The organism is Kocuria sp. U4B (genome assembly GCF_054875615.1).
This window is the reverse complement of record NZ_CM142180.1, coordinates 1,521,019-1,540,070: the sequence shown is the minus strand read 5'-3', so window position 1 is coordinate 1,540,070 and position 19,052 is coordinate 1,521,019. Positions and strand designations below refer to the sequence as shown.

The following is a 19,052-nucleotide window of genomic DNA, read 5'->3' as shown; positions in this document are numbered from 1 at the left end:
GTCATGGCCGTTTCCTCACGCCCACTTCTTCACGGACCACTTCTCGAAGACGCCCAGCAGCGCGTCGGAGAGCTTGCCCAGCACGGCGAGCAGCACGATGGCGAGCAGCAGGCGGTCGGTGCGCCCGTTGTTCTGCGAGTCCGTGAGGAGGAAGCCCAGGCCCATGGAGGCGCCCAGCAGCTCGGCGGCCACGAGGAACAGCCACGCCTGCGCGAGGGCCAGGCGGAGTCCGGAGACGACCGACGGCATGACCGCCGGGAGCTGGACCGTGGTGAGCAGCCGGAGGCCGTGCACGCCGAACGCGCGGGCGGCCTCCACGAGGTTGCGGTCCACGTGCTGCAGGGCGGCGGAGACGGTCGTGTAGACGGGGAAGAACGCGCCGATGGCCACGAGAGTCACCTTGGAGTCCTCGCCCAGCCCGATCCACAGCAGCAGCAGGGGCACCCACGCCAGGGACGGCACCGCCCGGAACGCCCCGATGGTCGGTCCCACCAGGGCGGAGCCCCGGCGGGACAGGCCGATGAACGACCCCGCGGCGAGGCCCAGCCCGGCCCCGATCAGGAAGCCGACGAGCACGCGCTGCGCGGAGATGCCCACGTGCGTCCACAGGTCCCCGCGGGCCAGCAGGTCGGCGCCGGCCTCGAGGACCGCGAGCGGCGCGGGAAGCTGGACGGCGCTGAACGCGCCGGTGGAGGAGAGCACGTGCCACAGCGCGAGCAGCGCCGCGGGCAGGATCAGGCCCAGCCCGGTGCGCAGCAGCGGCCGGGGCCGGGGCGTCGGGGGAGCGGCGGGGACGTCGTCGGGCGGGGTGGCGCCCCGGGGCGCGAGCTGCTGCGTCACTTCGCCTCCTCGAGGGCCTCCGCCACGCGCGAGGCGTCGGCGTTCTCGGCGAGGGAGGGCTCCACGATGCTTGCGAGCGCCTCGTCGATCTGCTCCTGGTCGGCCACGTCGTCGGACTCGACGAAGATCGGGCCGACCTTCTCCAGGACGGCCAGTTGCTCGTCGCCGGGCACGTGGTCGATGTCGAGGGAGGTGCGCTCGAGGACCTGCTCGGCCACCGGCAGCTCGATGCCGGCGCCGTCGGCGAGGATCTGCGCGGTCTCCCGGGGGTGCTGCAGGGCCCAGTCGCGGGCGTAGGCGTAGACGTCCACCACGGTCTGGGCGGTCTCGGGCTGCTCCTCGAGGAAGGACTCGGTGGCGTTGAGGAAGCCGTAGGTGTTGAAGTCGACGTTGCGGTAGAACAGCTTCGCGCCGTCCTGCTCGGCGGCGGCCATGATCGGGTCCAGGCCGGACCACGCGTCGACCTGGCCGTTCTCGAGGGCGGAGCGGCCGTCGGGGTGCTGGAGGTTCTGGACGGTGACGTCGGCGGGGTCCACCCCGGCCTCCTCCAGCGCCTGCAGGAGGAAGAAGTACGGGTCGGTGCCCTTGGTGGCCGCGACCGTCCTGCCCTCGAGGTCGGCGACCGTCCCGATGCCGGACCCCGGCGTGGTCACGAGCGCGGACCACTCGGGCTGGGAGTAGAGGTCGACGACCTTGATGGGGGTGCCGTTGCTGCGGGCGAGCAGGGCGGCGGAGCCGGCGGTGGAGCCGATGTCGACGGCTCCCGCGCGCAGCGCCTCGTTGGCCTTGTTGGAGCCCGCGGACTGCACCCACTCGACGGACGTGCCGGACTCGGCCAGGGCGGCCTCCAGCCAGCCCTTCTCCTTGATGACGAGGGACAGGGGGTTGTAGGTCGCGTAGTCCACGGAGACGGTCCCGTCGTCGCCCGCTGCCCGGGCGGGGGCGTCGCCGGAGCCCTCACCGGCCATGCAGCCGGTCAGGCCGAGGGCGAGGACGGCCGCGAGGACGGGAAGCTTCAGGGCGGGGAGCTGGGGCATGGCGGAGCCTTTCGGGGCAGGAGGGCGGGATCGTGGGGACGCGGCGCGGCCGGCGGGCCCGGGGTCCGGGGAGGAGCGGGGCGGGAGCGGGAGGGGCCGCGTCAGCGCGCCGCGGGGTGGTGGGCGTCGACGCCCAGGTGGCCGAGCAGCTGCACGCGCAGCTCGGCGAGCACCTCGGAGGCCCGGTCGCGCGGGCGCTCGCCGGGGACCTCGAGGACCGTGCTCACGGAGGCGGGCGCGGTCGAGCCTGCCCGGCCCAGGACGAGGACCCGGTCGGCGAGCTGCAGGGCCTCGTCGACGTCGTGGGTCACGAGCAGTACGGTCGTGGGCTGGGCGGCGTGGACGGTCAGGAGCAGGTCCTGCATCTTCAGGCGGGTGAGGGCGTCGAGTGCGCCGAAGGGCTCGTCGAGCAGCAGCACCCCGGGGTTGCGAGCCAGGGCTCGGGCCAGCGAGGCGCGCTGGGCCATGCCGCCGGAGATCTCCCGCGGGCGGTGGCGGGCGTGCGCGGACAGGCCCACGAGCCGCAGCAGGTCGTCCACCACGGCGTCGCCCTCGGACCGGCCCGTGCCCGCGGGCAGGCCCAGCCGGACGTTCTCGCGCACGGACCGCCAGGGCAGCAGGCGTGGCTCCTGGAAGGCGACGGCGCAGCGCGGGTCGATGCCGGAGACCGGGGTGCCGTCGATGAGCACGCGTCCGCTCGACGCGGTGTCGAGGCCGGCGGCGGCCCGCAGCAGCGTGGACTTGCCGCAGCCCGACGGGCCCAGGACGGCGACGACCTCGCCGGACCGGGCCGTGAAGTCGACGTCCTCCAGCACGGGGCGCACCTCGCGGCCGGTCGTGAAGGCCTTGCCGACGTGCTGGAACGCCACGGAGAACGCGCGCTTGGCGGGCACGGCAGTGGCCGGGGACGGCGCAGGACTCACCAGGGAACCGGTCATGATCAACTCCATCGGTCCTGGCATTAGCACCTCGCACGCGGGACCGACGGGTCCGTGCCGGTTGCTGCGACGTCGACGAGCCAGGTCTCTCAGCCGCTCCGGATGGTTACGCGCTCATTGAACGACGGCCGTGCGGGGCGTGGCAAATCCGGCCCGCGCACGACCGCCGCCGAAACCTGTGGCACCGGGACCGCTCGTGCTCCACCATGGACCCATGACGACCCGGAACAGCCCGGAGCGGGCGGAGCTCGTGCGGGAGGCCTACGCCGCCTTCGGGGCGGCCCTCGACGGGCTGGGGGACGACGACTCCTGGGCCGCGACCGGCTGCACCGGCTGGGCGGTCCGCGACCTGGTCCAGCACTGCGTCCTGGACGCCCAGCGGGCGCTCGTCGCCCTGCACACCCCCACGACGGCGCGGCCCGACCGGGACGCGGTGAGCTACTGGGCCGACGCCGGCGCGGACCCGGAGGCCGACGCGGACGGGCGCCGCTACAGCCGCGTGGTCGCCAGCCTGTTCCTGCGCTGGGAGCGGCTGCGCCGGCTCTGGGAGGAGACCGCGCGCGCCGCCGTGCACGCCGCGGAGCACGCCCGCACCCCCGGGTCGGTCCGCACCCAGGGGCACGTGCTGGCGGTCGAGGACCTGCTGAGCACCCTCGCCGTGGAGGCCACGGTGCACCACCTGGACCTCATCCGCCACCTGGAGGGCAGCCCGGGTCCGTCCTCCGGCGGGCTCGCGGAGGTCCGGCGCGTGCTCACGGAGCTGTGGGACCGGGAGCCCCTCGAGCACTGGAGCGACGAGCACTTCGCGCGGCTGGGCACCGGCCGGGCCGAGCTCACGGACGAGGAGCGCGCGCAGCTGGGGGAGGCCTCCCTGCGCCTGCCCCTCTTCTCCTGACCCGCGAGTTCTCCTGACCCGCGAGGCCGCCGGTCGCCGCAGCCTCGCGGGCCACGACGTTCCGTGCCACGCTGGAGGCATGAGCCCTCAGCGCCACGTCAACGACCCTGCCGTGATCGACCGTCTGCTCACCGGGCCCGGCCGGTGGGCCGTCGTGGGGCTGACCGGCAACCGGATGCGACCCGCGCACCCGGTGGCGCGGCAGATCCGGGACGAGCTCGGCATGGTGATCGTCCCGGTGAACCCGAAGGGCGAGGAGGTGCACGGCGAGCCGGGCTTCCGCACCCTCGCGGAGGTCCCCGCGCCGCTCGACGTCGTGGACTGCTTCGTGAACTCCCGCCGGGTGGGCCCGGTCGTGGACCAGGCCGTCGCCGCGGGGGCCGCGGCCGTGTGGCTCCAGCTCGGCGTCGTGGACCACGAGGCCGCGGCCCGGGCGACGGCGGCCGGCCTCGACGTGGTCATGGACACCTGCCCCCTCATCGAGCTGCGGGAGCGGCTGCGCCGGGGCTGGACGCTGGATCCCCGGCGGACGCCCCCGCTGGCCCGGCCCGCCTGAGCGGGGGCGTCCGCCGCGGCGCGCCGGGCGGGCGGGACGTGACGGGGGTTGCACCGGACCCCGGGGGGGCCGGTAGGCTGTTCCGCGGACAACGATGACGAGTCCCGACGCGAAGCTCTGGCTGGTCGGGCGGCAACCCTCTCCCGTAGCGGGGTGCCCCAGATGAACATCGGGCCGCGGCGCACACGCGCCACGGCAAGTACGGCGCCCAGCAGTGCGTCGGACCCGCAGAGAGGCCGCACGCGGTGCGGCGCACGGGGCGCGGGTCATGAGCGAACCGAGAGGTCCACCCATGAGCAAGCGCATCGCCCTGAACGCCTTCGACATGACCTGCGTCGGCCACCAGGCCCCCGGCCTGTGGAAGCACCCGCGCTCCCGGGCGGACGAGTACAACACGCTCGAGTACTGGACGGACGTCGCCCAGGTCCTGGAGAAGGGCCTGTTCGACGCGATGTTCCTCGCCGACGTCGTCGGGTACTACGACGTCTACCAGAACTCCGCGGCGCCCGTGATCAAGGACGCCACCCAGATCCCGGTCAACGACCCCTTCATGCAGATCTCGGCGATGGCGGCCGTGACGAAGCACCTCGGCTTCGGGGTGACCAGCGCGATCACCTACGAGCAGCCGTACCCGCTGGCCCGGAAGTTCGCGACCCTCGACCACCTGACCCGGGGCCGGATGGGCTTCAACGTGGTGACCTCCTACCTGAAGTCCGCGGCCGAGAACCACGGGCTGACGGACCAGATCTCCCACGACGAGCGCTACGAGATCGCCGAGGAGTTCATGGAGGTCTGCTACAAGCTGTGGGAGGGCTCCTGGGAGGACGGCGCGGTCAAGCGCGACCGCAAGAACGGGATCTTCGCCGACCCGTCCCTCGTGCACCCCATCCAGCACCACGGCAAGTACTTCGACGTCCCCGGCATCGGGCTGACCGAGCCGTCCCCGCAGCGCACCCCGCTGATCTTCCAGGCCGGTGCCTCGTCCCGCGGGCGGGCGTTCGCCGGTCGCCACGCGGAGGCCGTGTTCGTGGGCGGCATCCGCCCGGACCTCACCCGCGTGGTCACCGACAAGCTGCGCGACGAGGCCGAGGCCCAGGGACGGAACCGGGAGGACCTCAAGATCTTCGCCATGCTGCACGTGATCGTCGACGAGACCGACGCGAAGGCCGAGCAGAAGCGCCGCGACTACGAGCGGTACGCGGACACCGACGGCGCGCTGGGGCTCGTGGGCGGCTGGTCCGGGGTGGACCTGGGCCGGTACGACGAGAACGACGTCCTGGAGTACATCAAGACCGACTCCATCCAGTCCTTCCTCACGCCGTTCACCACCGCCGACCCCCACAAGAAGTGGACCGTCAAGGAGGTCGCCAAGCACATCTCGATGGGCGGCATGGGCGTGCCGATCGTCGGATCCCCGCAGACCGTGGCCGACGAGCTCGAGCGGTGGATCGACGACGGCGGGCTGGACGGCATCAACCTCGCCTACCACGTGTCCCCGGGCTCGTTCGAGGACTTCGTGGAGTGGGTCGTGCCGGAGCTGCAGAAGCGCGGCCGCTACCGCACCGAGTACGAGGGCACCACGCTGCGCGAGAACCTCTACGGCAAGGGCCGGACCAAGGTGCTGGACACCCATCCCGCCGCGCGGTACCGCGGCGCCTACGCCGGCAAGCCCTCGGCGGCCGACACGCCCGCCCGCGCGCTCGTCTGAGGGCGGCGCAGGACGCAGGGGACCCGGGAAGGCGGAAGAGGGGATACCGACGGGACCGACCGGGCAGTACAGTTAAGAGCGGTAGGCATGCTCACCGGCCACCACCCGTCGTCGGGTGGTTCGGGACCCGACGACGTCCCACCCGTCCGAATCGAGGACACCATGACCACCGCTCGCTCGGGGAACCGCACCACGGCTCGCCGCTCGCTCGTCCAGACCGCCGCCCTGCTCGTCGGCGCCGTCTTCCTCCTGGTGGGACTCCTGGGCTTCGTCCCCGGGATCACCACCGGCTCCGGCTCGATCGCCCTCTACGGCCACGAGTCGAAGGCGATGCTCCTGGGCATCTTCCAGGTCTCCGTCCTGCACAACGTCGTCCACCTGCTCTACGGCGTCGCCGGCCTGGCCATGGCCCGCTCGGCCCCCGCGGCACGCAGCTACCTGCTCTGGGGCGGGGTGGTCTACATCGTCCTGTGGCTCTACGGCCTGCTCATCGACAAGACGTCGGAGGCCAACTTCGTCCCCCTCAACGCCGCCGACGACTGGCTGCACCTGGTCCTGGGCGCGGGCATGGTCGGGCTGTCCTTCCTGGGCCGCGGCACCCACGACCGGGGCGGGGCGTCCCGCTTCTGAGCCGCGGCCACGGCTCCGCACGCACGGACGGCTCCCCCGCGACCTCGGGGGAGCCGTCCGTGCGTGCTCCGCGGGTCAGCCCGCCGGGGTGGCGCTCCAGCGCAGCAGGGCCGCCACCTCCGTGCCGTCGGGCAGCGCCCCGTGCGGGAGGAAGACCGGGCGGCCGTCGGTGAGCACGGCGGCCCGCAGCAGGGCGGCGTGGGCGGGGACCCGGTCGAGCACGCGCACCCCGAGGGTCTCGGCCTCGGACTGGTCCGCGGCGATCCACGGCTCGGCCTCCAGGACGAGCAGCTCGGCCTCCGTGTCCAGGGAGGTCTCGTCGATGAGCAGGGTTTCGGCCTGTGCCTGCTGCAGGGCCGCCACGACCGGCCCGATCCCGTGCACGGCCGTGTGGTCCGGGCGGTTCTCCTGCTCCGCCAGCCGCTCCAGCAGCTCCTGCTGCCGGCGCGCGATCACCTCGCCCACGCTGCGGTCGACCTGCTCCTCGAGCTCGGCGGCGTCGCTGCCGTCGGCGCGGGTGTTGGCGTTGACCATGCTCACCAGCGGCTGGGTGGACTTGGCGAGCTGCTCCCCGACGAGCACCCTGGCGCGGATGTCCCCGGCGATGACCACCAGCTGCGCGCCGCTGTCGGCCACGACCTGGTCGATCTGCTCGGCGACCTCCTCGGTGTTGCGCCGCCACACGTCCTCGGTGTGCCGCTGCCACCGGGCGTGCGCCCAGCCGCCGCCGCCGAACTTCTTGAGGTGCTCCGTCTCGCCCTCGATCTGCTGCTGCGACTCGGCCCGGCCCCGGCTGGCGTACTGCAGCCGGATCTCTCCTCCGTCACGGCTGACCTCGGCCACCACGTAGGGGAAGTCCTCGGGGCGGTGGCGGAACAGCGGCGTGAGGTCGGGCACGGTCTCCACCCTGACCCTGCTGGGCCCGGCCAGCGGACCCGGCAGGACCTCGTCGATCACCACGGTGCCGTCGCGGACCACGACGAACCGGCTCACCGGGTCCGGCAGGCCCTCCGCCGGACGGATCGCCTGCTCCACGGCGTCGAGGTCGGCCTTGCTCGCCCCGAGGCCCTCCAGCTCCCGGCGGACGTTCTCGGGCTGGACGTCGATCGCGTGCAGCGAGTCGACGGTGCCGGTGCTGATGTCCGTGTACACGGTGCACCACGGCCCCGGCTGCTTGAACAGCTCGGCGTAGCGGTGGAATCGGCTCGTCATGGTGGGTAACCCCCTGGTGTTGAGCGGTGCTTCCTGCGTGCGTGTGCACGCCACGTTATCGGAGGGCAGGAGGGCTGTGAACCGTGCTGTGGACCTTCTCGGCCGGACCCGTCGGGGGCGTCACTAGACTGGGGGCTCCGTTGGTCCCACGACCCAGGAGGTAGCCATGAGCGAGGCCCCCGGCACGAGCTTCGAGTTCAACGAGGCGGACCGGCTCGAGCAGTCGATCGACGCCGAGCGACCGGAGATGGACGACCAGGACGTCGAGACCCCGGCGCACCGGGACCGGTCGGAGGCGTCCTCCCTCGAGGCGAATCCCGCCGACCTCGAGGAGCAGGACCAGGAGGTGGTCCTCGAGGACCGGGAGGTGGGCTCGACCCTCGAGGAGGAGTGAGCCGGGGGTGCGGGTCCGGACGGTCCTCCTCGCGGGGGACCGGCCGGACCCGCGCCCCCGGACGGGTGCGGAGGGATCCGGGAGGACGTGCCGGGAAAAATGTGACCGGTGCCGCATCCAGTGGCGGGTCCCGGACGGTAGTAGGGGTGCAAGGTCGATTCCGCCTCCTCCGGGAGCCCGTTCAAGGAGCAGTCATCATGCGCAAGACCCTCTCCGCCGCAGCAGTCCTCGGCCTCGGCCTCGGTGCCCTGACCATGGCGCCCGCGTCCGCCGCCGAGCACGCGCAGCTGTCCGTGCTGCACGGCGTGCCCGACACCATGGTGGACGTCTACGTCAACGGTGAGCTCACGCTCGACGACTTCGCCCCGGGCACGCTCGCGGGCCCGCTCGAGCTGCCGGCCGGCAGCTACGACCTCGCCGTCACGGCCCCCGACGCCGCCGACGCCTCGGCGCCGATCATCGGGCCCGTGACCGCCCAGCTCGAGAGCGGCGGCAACTACACGGCCGCGGCCCACCTCGACGCCGAGGGCAACCCCACGGCCGCCCTGTTCACCAACGACATGTCCGAGGTGGCGGCCGGGAAGTCGCACCTGACCGTCCGCCACGTGGCCGCGGCCCCGGCCGTGGACGTCCTGGCCGGCGGCCAGCCGATCATCCAGGGGCTCGAGAACCCGAACGAGCAGACGCTGCCGGTCGACGCCGGGACGGTCTCCGCCTCCGTGGCGGCCGCGGGCACGACCGACCCGGTCATCGGCCCGGCCGACCTGACGCTCGCTGAGGGCACCCACAACATCGTCTACGCGTGGGGCTCCCTCGAGGCGGGCAACCTGCAGCTCGCGGTGCAGACCCTCGGGGGCATGGAGCAGGCCCCGGGCGCGGTGCCGGGCGGGCAGTCCGGGCTCGCGGCCCAGGAGCAGCGCACGCTGCTGAGCGCCGGGCTCGCGGCCGCGGGCGCGCTCGGACTCGTCGGGGTCGCCTTCGGCGCCCGGCGGGTGCTCGCGGGAGCCCGCCGGCCGTGAGCCCCTCCGCCCGACCGGGACGGGACGCGCGGCGGGCCCCTGCCCACCGCGCCCCCGTCCTCCCGGCCCCCGGCCCCCAGCGCCGCCGGACGGCGGCGCTGGGGGCCGGGGCCCTCCTCTCCGCCGCACTCCTCGCCGCGGCGGCAGCCGTGGCCGTCCTCCCCGCCGAGGGCGACGACGCCCCCGCCACGGCGCCGGTCGCCCAGACCGCCGTGCTCGGGCCGGCCGCCCCCTCCCTGAGCGGGCAGCGCCTCGGCGACGGGCCCCCGGCACCGCCCGACCCCGACCGGGTCCCGGATCCCGGCGAGGTGCCGGTGGCGCCGGCCACGCAGGCCCCCGTCGCCCCGCTCCCGCCCCCGGTGCGGGTCGAGGTGGACGGCGTGCCGATCGACATGCCCGTGGTGCCCGTGGGGATCGAGGACGGCGGGGCCATGACCATCCCGGACAACCACGTGCAGCTCGGCTGGTACCGGCACGGACCCGCCCCCGGGGCCGAGGAGGGAGCCGCGGTGATCGCCGGGCACGTGGACACCCTGACCGAGGTGACACCGATGGCCCGCCTGCAGGACGTGGCGCCGGGCGCCGAGGTCACGGTCGAGCGGGCGGACGGGTCCGTGCTGCGCTACCGCACGGAGACGGTCGAGCGGGTGCACAAGCGCAGCCTCGAGGACGCCGACCTCTTCCGCCGCACCGGGGCCCCGGTCCTGCACCTGGTCACCTGCGGCGGGGAGTGGCTCGAGGAGACCGGGGACTACGAGGACAACGTGGTGCTCCGCGCGGTCCCGGTGGGCTGAGCGCGACGGGCCACCGATGACCGGCGCCACGGCGTCCACTAGGCTGGGCACCACCCGGCGGGCTGCGCCCGCGACGACGACCCCGGGGAGGAGCCGTTCCCCGATGCCGATGACGACCTCCGAGTGGGGGCCCGAGCTCGACACCGCGTTCGCCGCGGGGGACGAGCAGGCGCTGAGCGCGGCGTACCGGCACTGCGCCGGGATCGTCCGGGGCCTCGCGCTGCGGACCCTGCGCGACGACGCGGCCGCGGACGACGTGGTCCAGGAGGTCTTCATCCGGGCGTGGAAGTATCGTTCCGGGTACCGCCCCGAGCAGTCCTCGGCCCCGGCCTGGCTCGTCGGGATCGCCCGCAACTGCATCGTCGACGCCGCCCGCACCGCGGGCCGCGAGGCGGAGCGGCGGCAGGCGTCCGCCGTCGAGGAGCGCGAGCCCGGGCACGAGGAGGCGGACCTGCTGGTGGACCGGCTCGTCGTGCGGGCGGAGGTCGAACGGCTGGGCCCGCCGCGGTCGACGATCCTGGCGCTCGCCTTCTACGACGAGCTCACCCACCAGCAGATCGCCGAGCGGCTGGACCTGCCCCTCGGCACGGTCAAGAGCCACCTGAGGCGCGGCCTCATCAACCTGCGGACACGACTGAAGGACGGACATGGCGCACCTGAGTGAGGAGACGCTGACGCTCCTGGCTCTGGGTGAGCCCATCGACCCCCGGGGCCGGGACCACCTCGCGGACTGCGCGGAGTGCGCGGTGGAGCTCGCGTCCCTGCAGCACGTCGTGCGCGCCGGGCGCGCCGAGCCGCCCGCCCCGGCGGCGCCGGGTCCCGGCGTCTGGGCGGCGATCCACGCCGAGCTCGGGCTCTCGCCCGCCGTCGCGGCCGACCCCCTCACGGCCGGCTCCTCCGGGACCGGCCCGTCCGCGGACGCCCCGGGCGGCTCCGAGGGCGACGGCGCGTCCGCCGTCGTCGACCTCGACGCCCGGCGGCGCCGGTCCCGCCGCGGGGTGCCCTATCCCGCGGCCGCCGCCGCGGCGGCGGCCGCCCTGCTGGTCGGCGCCGGCGGGATGTGGGCCCTGCAGCGGGCGGAGCCGGAGCCCGCGGTGCTGGCCCGTGCGGAGCTGGAGCCGCTCGCCGGGTACAGCGCCCGCGGCACCGCGGAGGTCGACCAGCGCCCCGACGGCACCCGCCGGCTCGTGGTGCGCACCGATCCCGCCGACGTGGACGGGTTCAAGGAGGTGTGGCTGCTCGCGCCCGACGCGCAGGGCATGCTCAGCCTCGGGGTGATGGCCGGGGACGAGGCCGTGTTCGTGCTGCCCGAGAACGTGGACGTCGCGCAGTTCCCGGTCGTGGACGTCTCGAACGAACCGGTCGACGGCGACCCCACCCACTCCGGCGACTCCATCGTGCGCGGCACCCTGGACGTGTGAGCGGGGCGGGCCCCGCGGGGCGGGCCCCGCCGGGCGGGCCTCAGAGCAGGGCGGAGGTCAGCCGGGCGACGTTGTCGAGGTACTTCTGGCCGACCGGGCGCTGCTCCCACTCGTCGGGCACGAGCAGGGTGCTGGCCGCGTGGAACTCCTCCACGACCTCGTCCATCCGCCGCCGGAACTCCCTGTCCACGATGTAGACGGACACCTCCAGGTCCAGGGCGAAGGAGCGCTCGTCCATGTTGGAGGAGCCGATGACCGAGACGTAGTCGTCGACCAGCACGAACTTGGCGTGCAGCACGGTGGGGGAGCGGTACCGGTAGATCTTCACCCCGGCGTCCACGAGCTCCTGGTAGTAGGAGTTCTGCGCGTGGTACGCGAGGAAGTGGTCGGAGGTCTCGCCCACGAAGAGCTTCACCTCCACTCCGGACTGCGCCTCCGTGGTCAGCGCGTGCATGAGGGACTCGTCGGGCACGAAGTACGGGCTCGAGATGACGATCTGCTCGTTGGCGTTGTAGATGAGGTGGTTGAACAGCCGGAGGTTGTTCTCCGTCTCGAAGCCCGGGCCGGAGGGCAGCACCTGGGCGAACACGGGCCCCTCGATGTCGGGCAGCTCCCGGGTGGCCTCGTCGAGCAGCAGGTCGCCCGTCTCCGAGTACCAGTCGCTCGTGAACAGCGCGTTGAGCTCGGCGACCACCGGGCCCCGGCACTCGATCATCAGGTCCTTCCACTCGAAGCCCCTGCGGAGGTTCTTCCGCTTGTTGTAGGACCGGTGGATGATGTTCTGCGAGCCCGTGTAGGCGACCTCTCCGTCGACCACGAGCAGCTTGCGGTGGTTGCGCAGGTCCGGCCGCTGCCACTCGCCCCTCCACGGGCGCACGGGGAGCATCCGCTGCCACGGGAACCCCACGCGGTCGAACTCCTGCACCATCTCGCGGTAGCCGGGGTAGCCCACCGACCCGAGGTGGTCGATGAGCACCCGCACCCGCACCCCGCGCTGGTGGGCCCGCACCAGCGCGTCGAGCAGCCCCCGGGAGGCGTCGTCGATCGCCACGATGTAGAACTCGAAGTGCACGTAGTCCCGGGCCCGGTCCACCGCGGCGGCCATGACCTGCATGGACTCGTGGTTGTCCGTGAGGATCTCGAACGCGTTCCCGCCGACCATGGGCAGGGCGCCCAGGTTGTAGTTGAGCTCGGCCGTGGAGAGGATCCACTCCGGCAGCTCGCCGTGCTCGTTGCCCAGGATGTACGCGCGGGGGGTGTTCTCCCGGATCACCTCGTTCATCTTGGCCTGCATCTCCATCCGCCTGCGGGGCAGCTTGGCGGAGCCGATCAGCAGGAACAGGACGATGCCCATGAGGGGGATCAGGAAGATCGTGAGCAGCCAGGCGAGCGCGACCGAGGGCCGGCGGTTGTGCGGGATCCAGCCCAGCGCGAGCAGGCGCACGGCCCAGTCGAGCACGAACAGGGCCACCACGATCCACCGGGGGATCCCGTCCAGGGGGAGCAGGTCGAAGGGGAAGATCGTGATGTCCACCGGTCCAGCCTATCGGCGGGCCGTCCTGGCCCCCGTCACTGCGGGCGGGGCAGGAAGTAGTCCGTCTCCAGGCCGGGGGTCTCTCGGTGGACGAACCCCGCGGCGACAAGCACCTGCTCCGCGGGGGCGTTGTCCCCGGGCACGCTCGCGCGCACCCCGGTCACCGCGGGGTCGGTGAACGCGATGCGCAGCAGCGCGCCGACCCCCTCCCGGGCGTAGCCGTGGTTGCGGTGGCCGGCGGCCAGGGACCCCACCACCTCGAGCTCGTCGTCGATGGGCGGGCCCACGAAGCCGGCCGTGCCGATCACCTGGCCGGACCCCTTCTCGATCACGGCCATCCGGGCGTAGAAGGACTCGGTGAAGAAGTAGCCCCCCGCCACGAGGGACTCGCGGGCGAAGTCCATGTCCTCCGCGGTGGGGAAGCCGTCGGCGAAGTGCTCCGCCGGCTCACCCGCCGCCACGGCGTCGAGCTCCTCCGCCGTGAAGGGCCGCAGGAGGAGGCGCTCCGTCTCCAGGACGGGGGCGGGGCGAAGGGTCTCGAGGTCCTCGGTCATGCGTGTGCTGCTTTCCTGCGGGCGCGACGGGCGCGGGGATCGACGATGGACGGGGTGGCGGCGGTGGCGGGGAGCGCCGGGCCGGGGCTCAGCCGAAGTGCTTCGGCAGGGTCCCCTCGTGGGCGGCGCGCAGCTCGTCCAGGCCGATGCCGAACTCGCTCTGCACATCCAGCGCCCGGTTCTCGGCGTCCACCACGCCGATCCGCACGTGCGGGTAGGCGCGCGTGGTGCACATGTCCTTGAACCGGACCTCCTCGCTGCGGGGCACGGCCACCACCGCGCGGCCCTGCGACTCGGAGAAGAGCATCGTGAACAGGTCCACGCCGTCCCGCTCGCAGACCTCGCCGAGGCCGATGCGGGCGCCCGTGTCGAAGCGCAGCGCCATCTCGGCCAGGGTCGCGGCGAGGCCGCCCTCGGCGACGTCGTGGGCGGCGTCGATCATGCCGTCCCGGGACATGTTGATCAGCAGGTCGCCGAGCAGCTTCTCCCGGGCCAGGTCCACGGCCGGCGGGAGCCCGCCGAGGTGCCCGCGCAGGTTCGCCCACTCCGAGCCGTCCAGCTCGTCCCGGGTGGTGCCGAGCAGGTAGATCGCCTGCCCGTCCTCGCGCCAGCCGGAGGGGGTGCGGCGGCGGACGTCGTCGAGCACGCCCATCATCGCGACCACCGGGGTCGGGTGGATGGCGACCCCGCCGGTCTGGTTGTAGAGGGAGACGTTGCCGCCGGTCACCGGCACGCCGAGCTCCTGGCAGCCGTCGGCGAGGCCGCGCACGGCCTCCGCGAACTGCCACATGGTCTCGGGGTCCTCCGGGGAGCCGAAGTTCAGGCAGTCGGAGACGGCCACGGGGCGCGCCCCGGAGGTGGCCACGTTGCGGTACGCCTCGGCCAGGGCCAGCTGCGCGCCCTGGTACGGGTCCAGGTAGGCGTAGCGGCCGTTGCAGTCGGTGGACAGGGCCACGCCGAGGCCGGTCTCCTCGTCCACGCGGACCACGCCCGCGTCGTCGGGCATCGCCATGGCGGTGTTGCCCTGCACGTAGCGGTCGTACTGGTCCGTGACCCAGTCCTTGGCGCACAGGTTGGGGGAGGCCATGAGCTCGAGCACCGCGGCCTTCAGCCCGGCGCCCGAGGGGCGGCCGGCGTCGGCGGGGGAGCCCGCGAAGTGGTCGCCCTGGAGCCGGTCCTGGTCCGCGGGGCGGGTGTAGGGGCGCTCGTAGACGGGGCCCTCGTGGGCGACGGTGCGCGGGTCGACGTCGACGATGATCTCGCCGTCCCACTCGATCACGAGCCGGCCGGTGCCGGTGACCTCGCCGATCCACGAGTACTCGACGTCCCACTTGGCCATGACCGCCTCGAAGGCCTCGGCCTGCTCCGGGGTCACCACGGCCATCATGCGCTCCTGCGACTCGGACATGAGGATCTCGCCCGGGGTCAGGGTGGGGTCGCGCAGCAGCACCGAGGACAGGTCCACGTGCATGCCGCCCTCGCCGTTGGAGGCCAGCTCCGAGGTCGCGCAGGAGATGCCCGCGGCGCCGAGGTCCTGGATGCCCTCCACGAGGGAGTTCTTGAACAGCTCGAGGCAGCACTCGATGAGCACCTTCTCGGCGAACGGGTCGCCCACCTGCACGGCCGGGCGCTTGGAGGGCTTGGCGTCGTCGAAGGACTCCGAGGCGAGCACGGAGGCGCCGCCGATGCCGTCGCCGCCGGTGCGCGCGCCGAAGAGCACCACCCGGTTGCCGACGCCGGAGGCGTTGGCCAGGCGGATGTCCTCGTGGCGCATGACGCCCACGGCCAGCGCGTTGACGAGCGGGTTGCCCTGGTAGACGGAGTCGAAGACCACCTCGCCGCCGATGTTGGGCAGGCCCAGGGAGTTGCCGTAGCCGCCCACGCCCGCGACGACGCCGTGCACCACGCGCGCGGTGTCGGGGTGGTCGATCGCGCCGAAGCGCAGCGGGTCCATCACGGCCACCGGGCGGGCGCCCATGGAGATGATGTCGCGCACGATCCCGCCCACGCCCGTGGCCGCACCCTGGTAGGGCTCCACGTAGGAGGGGTGGTTGTGGGACTCGATCTTGAAGGTCACGGCCCACCCGTCCCCGATGTCGGTCACGCCGGCGTTCTCGCCGATGCCGACCATCAGGTCCTTCTTCATCTCCTCGGTGACCTTCTCGCCGAACTGGCGCAGGTGGACCTTGGAGGACTTGTAGGAGCAGTGCTCGGACCACATCACCGAGTACATGGCCAGCTCCGCGGCGGTGGGGCGGCGGCCGAGGATCCTGCGGATCTCCTCGAACTCGTTGTCCTTGAGCCCCAGCGCGGCCCAGGGCAGCTCGGTGTCGGGGGTGGCCGTCGCGTGCTCGACGGTGTCCAGGTTGAAGTGCTTGTCGCTCATCGAGGTGCCGTGTTCCTTACTTGACCAGTGCCTTGAGGACGGAGACGAACAGGCCCAGCCCGTCCGTGCCGTCGCGCATGCCGACCTCGCCGGCGGCGGAGGAGTCGGCGCCGAAGCCCGGCTCCACCGCGTGCTCCGGGTGCGGCATGAGGCCCACCACGTTGCCGCCGGCGTTGCAGATCCCGGCGATGTCCCGGCGGGAGCCGTTCGGGTTGAAGCCCACGTAGCGGAACACCACGCGGCCCTCGGCCTCGAGCATGTCGAGGGTCTTCTCGTCGGCCACGTACTGGCCGTCCTGGTTCTTCAGCGGGACGACGATCTCCTCGCCCTGCCCGTACTCGCCCGTCCACACCGTGCCGTTGTTCTCGACCCGCAGGCGCTGGTCGCGGCAGAGGAACTTCAGGTGGTCGTTCTTGACCATGGAGCCCGGCAGCAGGTGGGACTCGGTGAGCACCTGGAAGCCGTTGCAGATCCCGAGCACCGGCAGGGGGGAGGACCCGGAGGTCCCCGCGGCGGTCGCGCCCTCGATCACCTGGTCCATGATCGGGGCGAACCGGGCGATGGCGCCGGCGCGCAGGTAGTCGCCGTAGGAGAAGCCGCCGGGCAGGATCACGGCGTCGACGTCCTGGAGGTCCTCGTCGGCGTACCACAGCGGGACCGCGGTGCCGCCGGCGAGCGCCACCGCCCGCGCGGCGTCGCGGTCGTCGAGGGTGCCGGGGAAGGTCACGACGCCGATCCGCGCGCCCGCGAGGGCGGCGTCCGGGCCGGGGGCGGAGAGGTCCGCGATCAGCGGGGTCTCGGGTCCGGGCATGCTCAGTTCTCCTCGCCCTGGGTCTCGGTCTCCTCCAGCACGGCCACGCGGACGACGTCCTCGATGACCGGGTTGGACAGCAGCTTCTCGGCGGCCTCGCGGGCCTGGGCGAGCACGTCCTCGGTCGGCTCGCCCTCGACGGTCAGTTCGAAGCGCTTGCCCTGGCGCACGCCCGCGAACCCGTCCAGGCCGATGCGGGGCAGTTCGTTGGCGATCGCCTTCCCCTGCGGGTCGAGGATCTCGGGCTTGGGCATGACGTCGACAACAATGCGGGCCATCGGGGAACTCCTGAAGGTCGAGCAGGGGGCCGGGATCCGGCGAACGGAAGCCATTCTATCGGCTCGGACACACCGGTCCCGCCGCGCCGGTGCAGACCGGGAGCGGTGTGGTAGAGGACACGCCGGCCCCGGGGGCCCGGTCGCTCCCCCCGCCGTCGCGGCGCTCAGGCCCTGCCGGTGCCGTCCTCGTGGCCCCGCTGGGCCCGCAGCTGCTGCGCGGCCCGGTCGGCGCCCTCCAGGGCGAGGCCGGTGAGCATCCTCTCCACCTGGGCCGGCGCGGCGCGCGGCGGCAGCAGGGGCGTGGCCGGGTCCACCACGGCCTCGAGCACCACCGGCCGGTCGGCGGCGAGCGCCCGGCGCCAGGCGTCGTCGACGTCCTCGGGCCGGTCGACCCGGACGCCGTCCAGGCCGAGCAGGCGGGCGTAGTCGGCCCAGGGGAACGCGGGCACGTCCTGGGAGGCGGCGAAGCGGGCGTCGCCCTCCATCTCCCGCTGCTCCCAGGAGACCTCCGCGAGGTCGCCGTTGGCGAGCACCAGGACCACGAAGCGCGGATCGGCCCAGTCCCGCCAGCGGGCGGCGAGCGTGACGAGCTCGGCGTTGCCGCTCATCTGCATGGCCCCGTCCCCGGCCAGCGCCACCACGGGCCGGTCCGGGCGGGCGAGCTTGGCGGCCAGGCCGTAGGGCATCGCCGAGCCCATGCAGGCCAGCGTGGAGGACAGGTGCGCCGGCACCCCGGGCGGCAGGCGCAGGAACCGGGCGTACCAGTACACGACCGAGCCGACGTCCACGGCCACCTGGGCGTCCGCCGGCAGGTGCGCGGACAGGGCGGCGACGACGGCCTGCGGGTTGAGCGGCTCGGCCGGCTCGGCGCAGCGCTGCGCGGCCACGTCCCGCCAGGTGCCGACCATGGCCTCGACCTCCCCGCGCCACGTGCGCTCCGGGTGCCCCAGCCGCGGCAGGAGGGCCCGCAGGGTCTCGGCGGCATCCCCGGCCAGGGCCACCTCCACGGGGTACTTGGCGCCCAGGTTGCGGGCGTCGGCGTCGATCTGCACGGCGCGGGCCTGGCCGGGGGCCGGGTAGAACTCGGTCCACGGGTCGTTGCTGCCGACGATCAGGAGGGTGTCGCACCCGGCCATGAGGTCCGCCGCCGCCGTGGTGCCGAGGTGGCCCATGACTCCGCAGGCCCAGGGGAGGGACTCGTCCACCAGCGGTTTGCCGAGCAGCGACGTCGCCACCCCCGCGCCCAGCCGCTGGGCGACCTCCTGCACCTCGGCGGCGGCGCGGGCGGCGCCCTGGCCGACGAGCAGGGCCACGCGCCGGCCGCCGGTGAGCAGCCGCGCGGCCCGGTCCAGGTCCGCCTCGGCGGGCAGCACCCGGGGCGAGGCGGTGACCGGTGCGCTGGGCACCACGCCGTGGGCGTGCTCGAGCCCCGGGACCTCGGCCTGCTGGACGTCGTGGGGCACGATCACGCACGTCGGGCTCGAGGTGGCGAGCGCGGTGCGGAAGGCGTTGTCGACCACGGCGGCGAGCTGCTCCGGGGTGGCGAGGGGCTGGACGTACTGGGCGCACACGTCCTTGAACAGGGTCGCCAGCTCCACCTCCTGCTGGTAGCCGCTGCCCTGGGCCGTGGTGACGACCTGCCCGACGATCGCCACGACCGGCTTGCTGTCGAGCTTCGCGTCGTACAGGCCCGCGAGCAGGTGCACGGCCCCCGGCCCCTGGGTGGCCAGGCAGACCCCGACCTCCCCGGTGTACTTGGCGTGGCCGGTCGCCATGAACGCGGCGGCCTCCTCGTGGCGGGCGGAGACGAACTCGACGTCCTGCCGGGCCCGGTCCAGCGCGGCGAGGAGCGGGTCCACCCCGTCCCCGGCGTAGCCGAAGACCCGGTGCACGCCCCAGGCCCTCAGCCGGTCGACGATCCCGTCCGCGACGTTGCCCATGCCCGTCCTCCTGCCGTGCCCGGTCCCGCGCCCGGCACGCGCGGCCGGCGCGGGTGTGCGCCCCACTCTGCCACCGGGACGCCGCGGGCCGGAACCCCGGCGCCC

At 73.7% G+C, this 19,052-nt stretch carries 19 protein-coding genes and 2 riboswitches; of the genes, 9 read left to right on the top strand and 10 right to left on the bottom strand.

What is annotated here, in order from left to right:
- Nucleotides 1–15: 15 nt before the first annotated feature.
- The 3 genes from ACYSMR_RS07325 to ACYSMR_RS07315 form a co-directional block, all read right to left on the bottom strand.
- Nucleotides 16–840 (bottom strand): ABC transporter permease, encoded by an 825-nt coding sequence (locus ACYSMR_RS07325; RefSeq protein ID WP_461747804.1) that lies wholly within the window; start codon nt 838–840, stop codon nt 16–18.
- Nucleotides 837–1,877 (bottom strand): aliphatic sulfonate ABC transporter substrate-binding protein, encoded by a 1,041-nt coding sequence (locus tag ACYSMR_RS07320; protein ID WP_309124830.1) that lies wholly within the window; start codon nt 1,875–1,877, stop codon nt 837–839. Before ACYSMR_RS07320 ends, ACYSMR_RS07325 begins: the two co-directional genes overlap by 4 nt.
- A 101-nt stretch (nt 1,878–1,978) precedes the next feature.
- Nucleotides 1,979–2,815 carry an ABC transporter ATP-binding protein gene (locus ACYSMR_RS07315; RefSeq protein ID WP_309124831.1) on the bottom strand — a complete coding sequence of 279 codons (837 nt, stop codon included), beginning with the start codon at nt 2,813–2,815 and terminating at the stop codon, nt 1,979–1,981.
- A 5-nt stretch (nt 2,816–2,820) separates the two neighbouring features.
- Nucleotides 2,821–2,924: riboswitch (SAM riboswitch) on the bottom strand.
- A 105-nt stretch (nt 2,925–3,029) separates the two neighbouring features.
- On the opposite strand from ACYSMR_RS07315, the gene ACYSMR_RS07310 reads away from it, so the two are divergent.
- The 4 genes from ACYSMR_RS07310 to ACYSMR_RS07295 all read left to right on the top strand — a co-directional run bounded on the left by ACYSMR_RS07310 (nt 3,030) and on the right by ACYSMR_RS07295 (nt 6,604).
- Nucleotides 3,030–3,710 (top strand): maleylpyruvate isomerase N-terminal domain-containing protein, encoded by a 681-nt coding sequence (locus tag ACYSMR_RS07310; RefSeq protein WP_251331792.1) that lies wholly within the window; start codon nt 3,030–3,032, stop codon nt 3,708–3,710.
- Nucleotides 3,711–3,789: 79 nt separating this feature from the next.
- On the top strand, nt 3,790–4,266 hold the full coding sequence (locus ACYSMR_RS07305; RefSeq protein WP_461747803.1) for a CoA-binding protein: 477 nt from the start codon (nt 3,790–3,792) through the stop codon (nt 4,264–4,266).
- A 93-nt stretch (nt 4,267–4,359) separates the two neighbouring features.
- A riboswitch (SAM riboswitch) is annotated at nt 4,360–4,474 on the top strand.
- An 84-nt stretch (nt 4,475–4,558) separates the two neighbouring features.
- Nucleotides 4,559–5,974, top strand: coding sequence for an LLM class flavin-dependent oxidoreductase (locus ACYSMR_RS07300; protein WP_374238447.1), 1,416 nt, complete (start codon nt 4,559–4,561; stop codon nt 5,972–5,974).
- A gap of 162 nt (nt 5,975–6,136) precedes the next feature.
- Nucleotides 6,137–6,604 carry a DUF4383 domain-containing protein gene (locus ACYSMR_RS07295; RefSeq protein ID WP_309124833.1) on the top strand — a complete coding sequence of 156 codons (468 nt, stop codon included), beginning with the start codon at nt 6,137–6,139 and terminating at the stop codon, nt 6,602–6,604.
- Nucleotides 6,605–6,679: 75 nt separating this feature from the next.
- Here the strand turns inward: ACYSMR_RS07295 and ACYSMR_RS07290 are convergent, their stop codons facing one another.
- A complete protein-coding gene (locus tag ACYSMR_RS07290; RefSeq protein WP_251331788.1) occupies nt 6,680–7,816 on the bottom strand; it encodes a baeRF2 domain-containing protein in 1,137 nt (378 codons plus the stop codon).
- Nucleotides 7,817–7,982: 166 nt separating this feature from the next.
- Here ACYSMR_RS07290 and ACYSMR_RS07285 point away from each other — a divergent pair, with 166 nt between their 5' ends.
- The 5 genes from ACYSMR_RS07285 to ACYSMR_RS07265 all read left to right on the top strand — a co-directional run bounded on the left by ACYSMR_RS07285 (nt 7,983) and on the right by ACYSMR_RS07265 (nt 11,444).
- Nucleotides 7,983–8,210, top strand: a complete 228-nt coding sequence (locus ACYSMR_RS07285; RefSeq protein ID WP_251331787.1) for a hypothetical protein — start codon at nt 7,983–7,985, stop codon at nt 8,208–8,210.
- A gap of 197 nt (nt 8,211–8,407) precedes the next feature.
- Entirely contained in the window at nt 8,408–9,229 is an 822-nt protein-coding gene (locus ACYSMR_RS07280; protein WP_461747802.1) for a DUF4397 domain-containing protein, read from the top strand.
- Nucleotides 9,226–10,023, top strand: coding sequence for a class F sortase (locus ACYSMR_RS07275; RefSeq protein ID WP_461747801.1), 798 nt, complete (start codon nt 9,226–9,228; stop codon nt 10,021–10,023). The genes ACYSMR_RS07280 and ACYSMR_RS07275 overlap by 4 nt, the downstream gene beginning before the upstream one ends.
- Before the next feature lie 103 nt (nt 10,024–10,126).
- Entirely contained in the window at nt 10,127–10,687 is a 561-nt protein-coding gene (locus ACYSMR_RS07270; protein ID WP_251331784.1) for an RNA polymerase sigma factor, read from the top strand.
- Nucleotides 10,671–11,444 carry an anti-sigma factor gene (locus ACYSMR_RS07265; RefSeq protein ID WP_461747800.1) on the top strand — a complete coding sequence of 258 codons (774 nt, stop codon included), beginning with the start codon at nt 10,671–10,673 and terminating at the stop codon, nt 11,442–11,444. Before ACYSMR_RS07270 ends, ACYSMR_RS07265 begins: the two co-directional genes overlap by 17 nt.
- Before the next feature lie 40 nt (nt 11,445–11,484).
- Here the strand turns inward: ACYSMR_RS07265 and cls are convergent, their stop codons facing one another.
- The 6 genes from cls to ACYSMR_RS07235 form a co-directional block, all read right to left on the bottom strand.
- Nucleotides 11,485–12,972, bottom strand: coding sequence for a cardiolipin synthase (gene cls / locus ACYSMR_RS07260; protein ID WP_251331857.1), 1,488 nt, complete (start codon nt 12,970–12,972; stop codon nt 11,485–11,487).
- Between the two features lie 41 nt (nt 12,973–13,013).
- The gene (locus ACYSMR_RS07255) at nt 13,014–13,532 is read right to left on the bottom strand and encodes a GNAT family N-acetyltransferase (protein WP_251331782.1); all 519 of its coding nucleotides are present in this window, start codon (nt 13,530–13,532) and stop codon (nt 13,014–13,016) included.
- A gap of 88 nt (nt 13,533–13,620) precedes the next feature.
- Nucleotides 13,621–15,918, bottom strand: a complete 2,298-nt coding sequence (purL, locus tag ACYSMR_RS07250) for a phosphoribosylformylglycinamidine synthase subunit PurL (protein ID WP_251331781.1) — start codon at nt 15,916–15,918, stop codon at nt 13,621–13,623.
- Between the two features lie 16 nt (nt 15,919–15,934).
- On the bottom strand, nt 15,935–16,729 hold the full coding sequence (gene purQ, locus ACYSMR_RS07245; protein ID WP_309124839.1) for a phosphoribosylformylglycinamidine synthase subunit PurQ: 795 nt from the start codon (nt 16,727–16,729) through the stop codon (nt 15,935–15,937).
- Between the two features lie 2 nt (nt 16,730–16,731).
- Nucleotides 16,732–17,007 (bottom strand): phosphoribosylformylglycinamidine synthase subunit PurS, encoded by a 276-nt coding sequence (gene purS / locus ACYSMR_RS07240; RefSeq protein WP_251331779.1) that lies wholly within the window; start codon nt 17,005–17,007, stop codon nt 16,732–16,734.
- A 164-nt stretch (nt 17,008–17,171) separates the two neighbouring features.
- Nucleotides 17,172–18,947 (bottom strand): thiamine pyrophosphate-requiring protein, encoded by a 1,776-nt coding sequence (locus tag ACYSMR_RS07235; protein ID WP_461747799.1) that lies wholly within the window; start codon nt 18,945–18,947, stop codon nt 17,172–17,174.
- Nucleotides 18,948–19,052: the final 105 nt, after the last annotated feature.

Bases quoted from the DNA above. Each gene is read 5' to 3' on its own strand.
- ACYSMR_RS07295 (WP_309124833.1), top strand. From the start codon at position 6,137: ATGACCACCGCTCGCTCGGGGAACCGCACCACGGCTCGCCGCTCGCTC.
- ACYSMR_RS07320 (WP_309124830.1), bottom strand. From the start codon at position 1,877: ATGCCCCAGCTCCCCGCCCTGAAGCTTCCCGTCCTCGCGGCCGTCCTC.
- purL (WP_251331781.1), bottom strand. From the start codon at position 15,918: ATGAGCGACAAGCACTTCAACCTGGACACCGTCGAGCACGCGACGGCC.
- ACYSMR_RS07255 (WP_251331782.1), bottom strand. From the start codon at position 13,532: ATGACCGAGGACCTCGAGACCCTTCGCCCCGCCCCCGTCCTGGAGACG.
- ACYSMR_RS07235 (WP_461747799.1), bottom strand. From the start codon at position 18,947: ATGGGCAACGTCGCGGACGGGATCGTCGACCGGCTGAGGGCCTGGGGC.
- purS (WP_251331779.1), bottom strand. From the start codon at position 17,007: ATGGCCCGCATTGTTGTCGACGTCATGCCCAAGCCCGAGATCCTCGAC.
- purQ (WP_309124839.1), bottom strand. From the start codon at position 16,729: ATGCCCGGACCCGAGACCCCGCTGATCGCGGACCTCTCCGCCCCCGGC.
- ACYSMR_RS07290 (WP_251331788.1), bottom strand. From the start codon at position 7,816: ATGACGAGCCGATTCCACCGCTACGCCGAGCTGTTCAAGCAGCCGGGG.
- ACYSMR_RS07270 (WP_251331784.1), top strand. From the start codon at position 10,127: ATGCCGATGACGACCTCCGAGTGGGGGCCCGAGCTCGACACCGCGTTC.
- ACYSMR_RS07265 (WP_461747800.1), top strand. From the start codon at position 10,671: ATGGCGCACCTGAGTGAGGAGACGCTGACGCTCCTGGCTCTGGGTGAG.
- ACYSMR_RS07305 (WP_461747803.1), top strand. From the start codon at position 3,790: ATGAGCCCTCAGCGCCACGTCAACGACCCTGCCGTGATCGACCGTCTG.
- ACYSMR_RS07300 (WP_374238447.1), top strand. From the start codon at position 4,559: ATGAGCAAGCGCATCGCCCTGAACGCCTTCGACATGACCTGCGTCGGC.
- ACYSMR_RS07315 (WP_309124831.1), bottom strand. From the start codon at position 2,815: ATGACCGGTTCCCTGGTGAGTCCTGCGCCGTCCCCGGCCACTGCCGTG.
- ACYSMR_RS07280 (WP_461747802.1), top strand. From the start codon at position 8,408: ATGCGCAAGACCCTCTCCGCCGCAGCAGTCCTCGGCCTCGGCCTCGGT.
- ACYSMR_RS07310 (WP_251331792.1), top strand. From the start codon at position 3,030: ATGACGACCCGGAACAGCCCGGAGCGGGCGGAGCTCGTGCGGGAGGCC.
- ACYSMR_RS07285 (WP_251331787.1), top strand. From the start codon at position 7,983: ATGAGCGAGGCCCCCGGCACGAGCTTCGAGTTCAACGAGGCGGACCGG.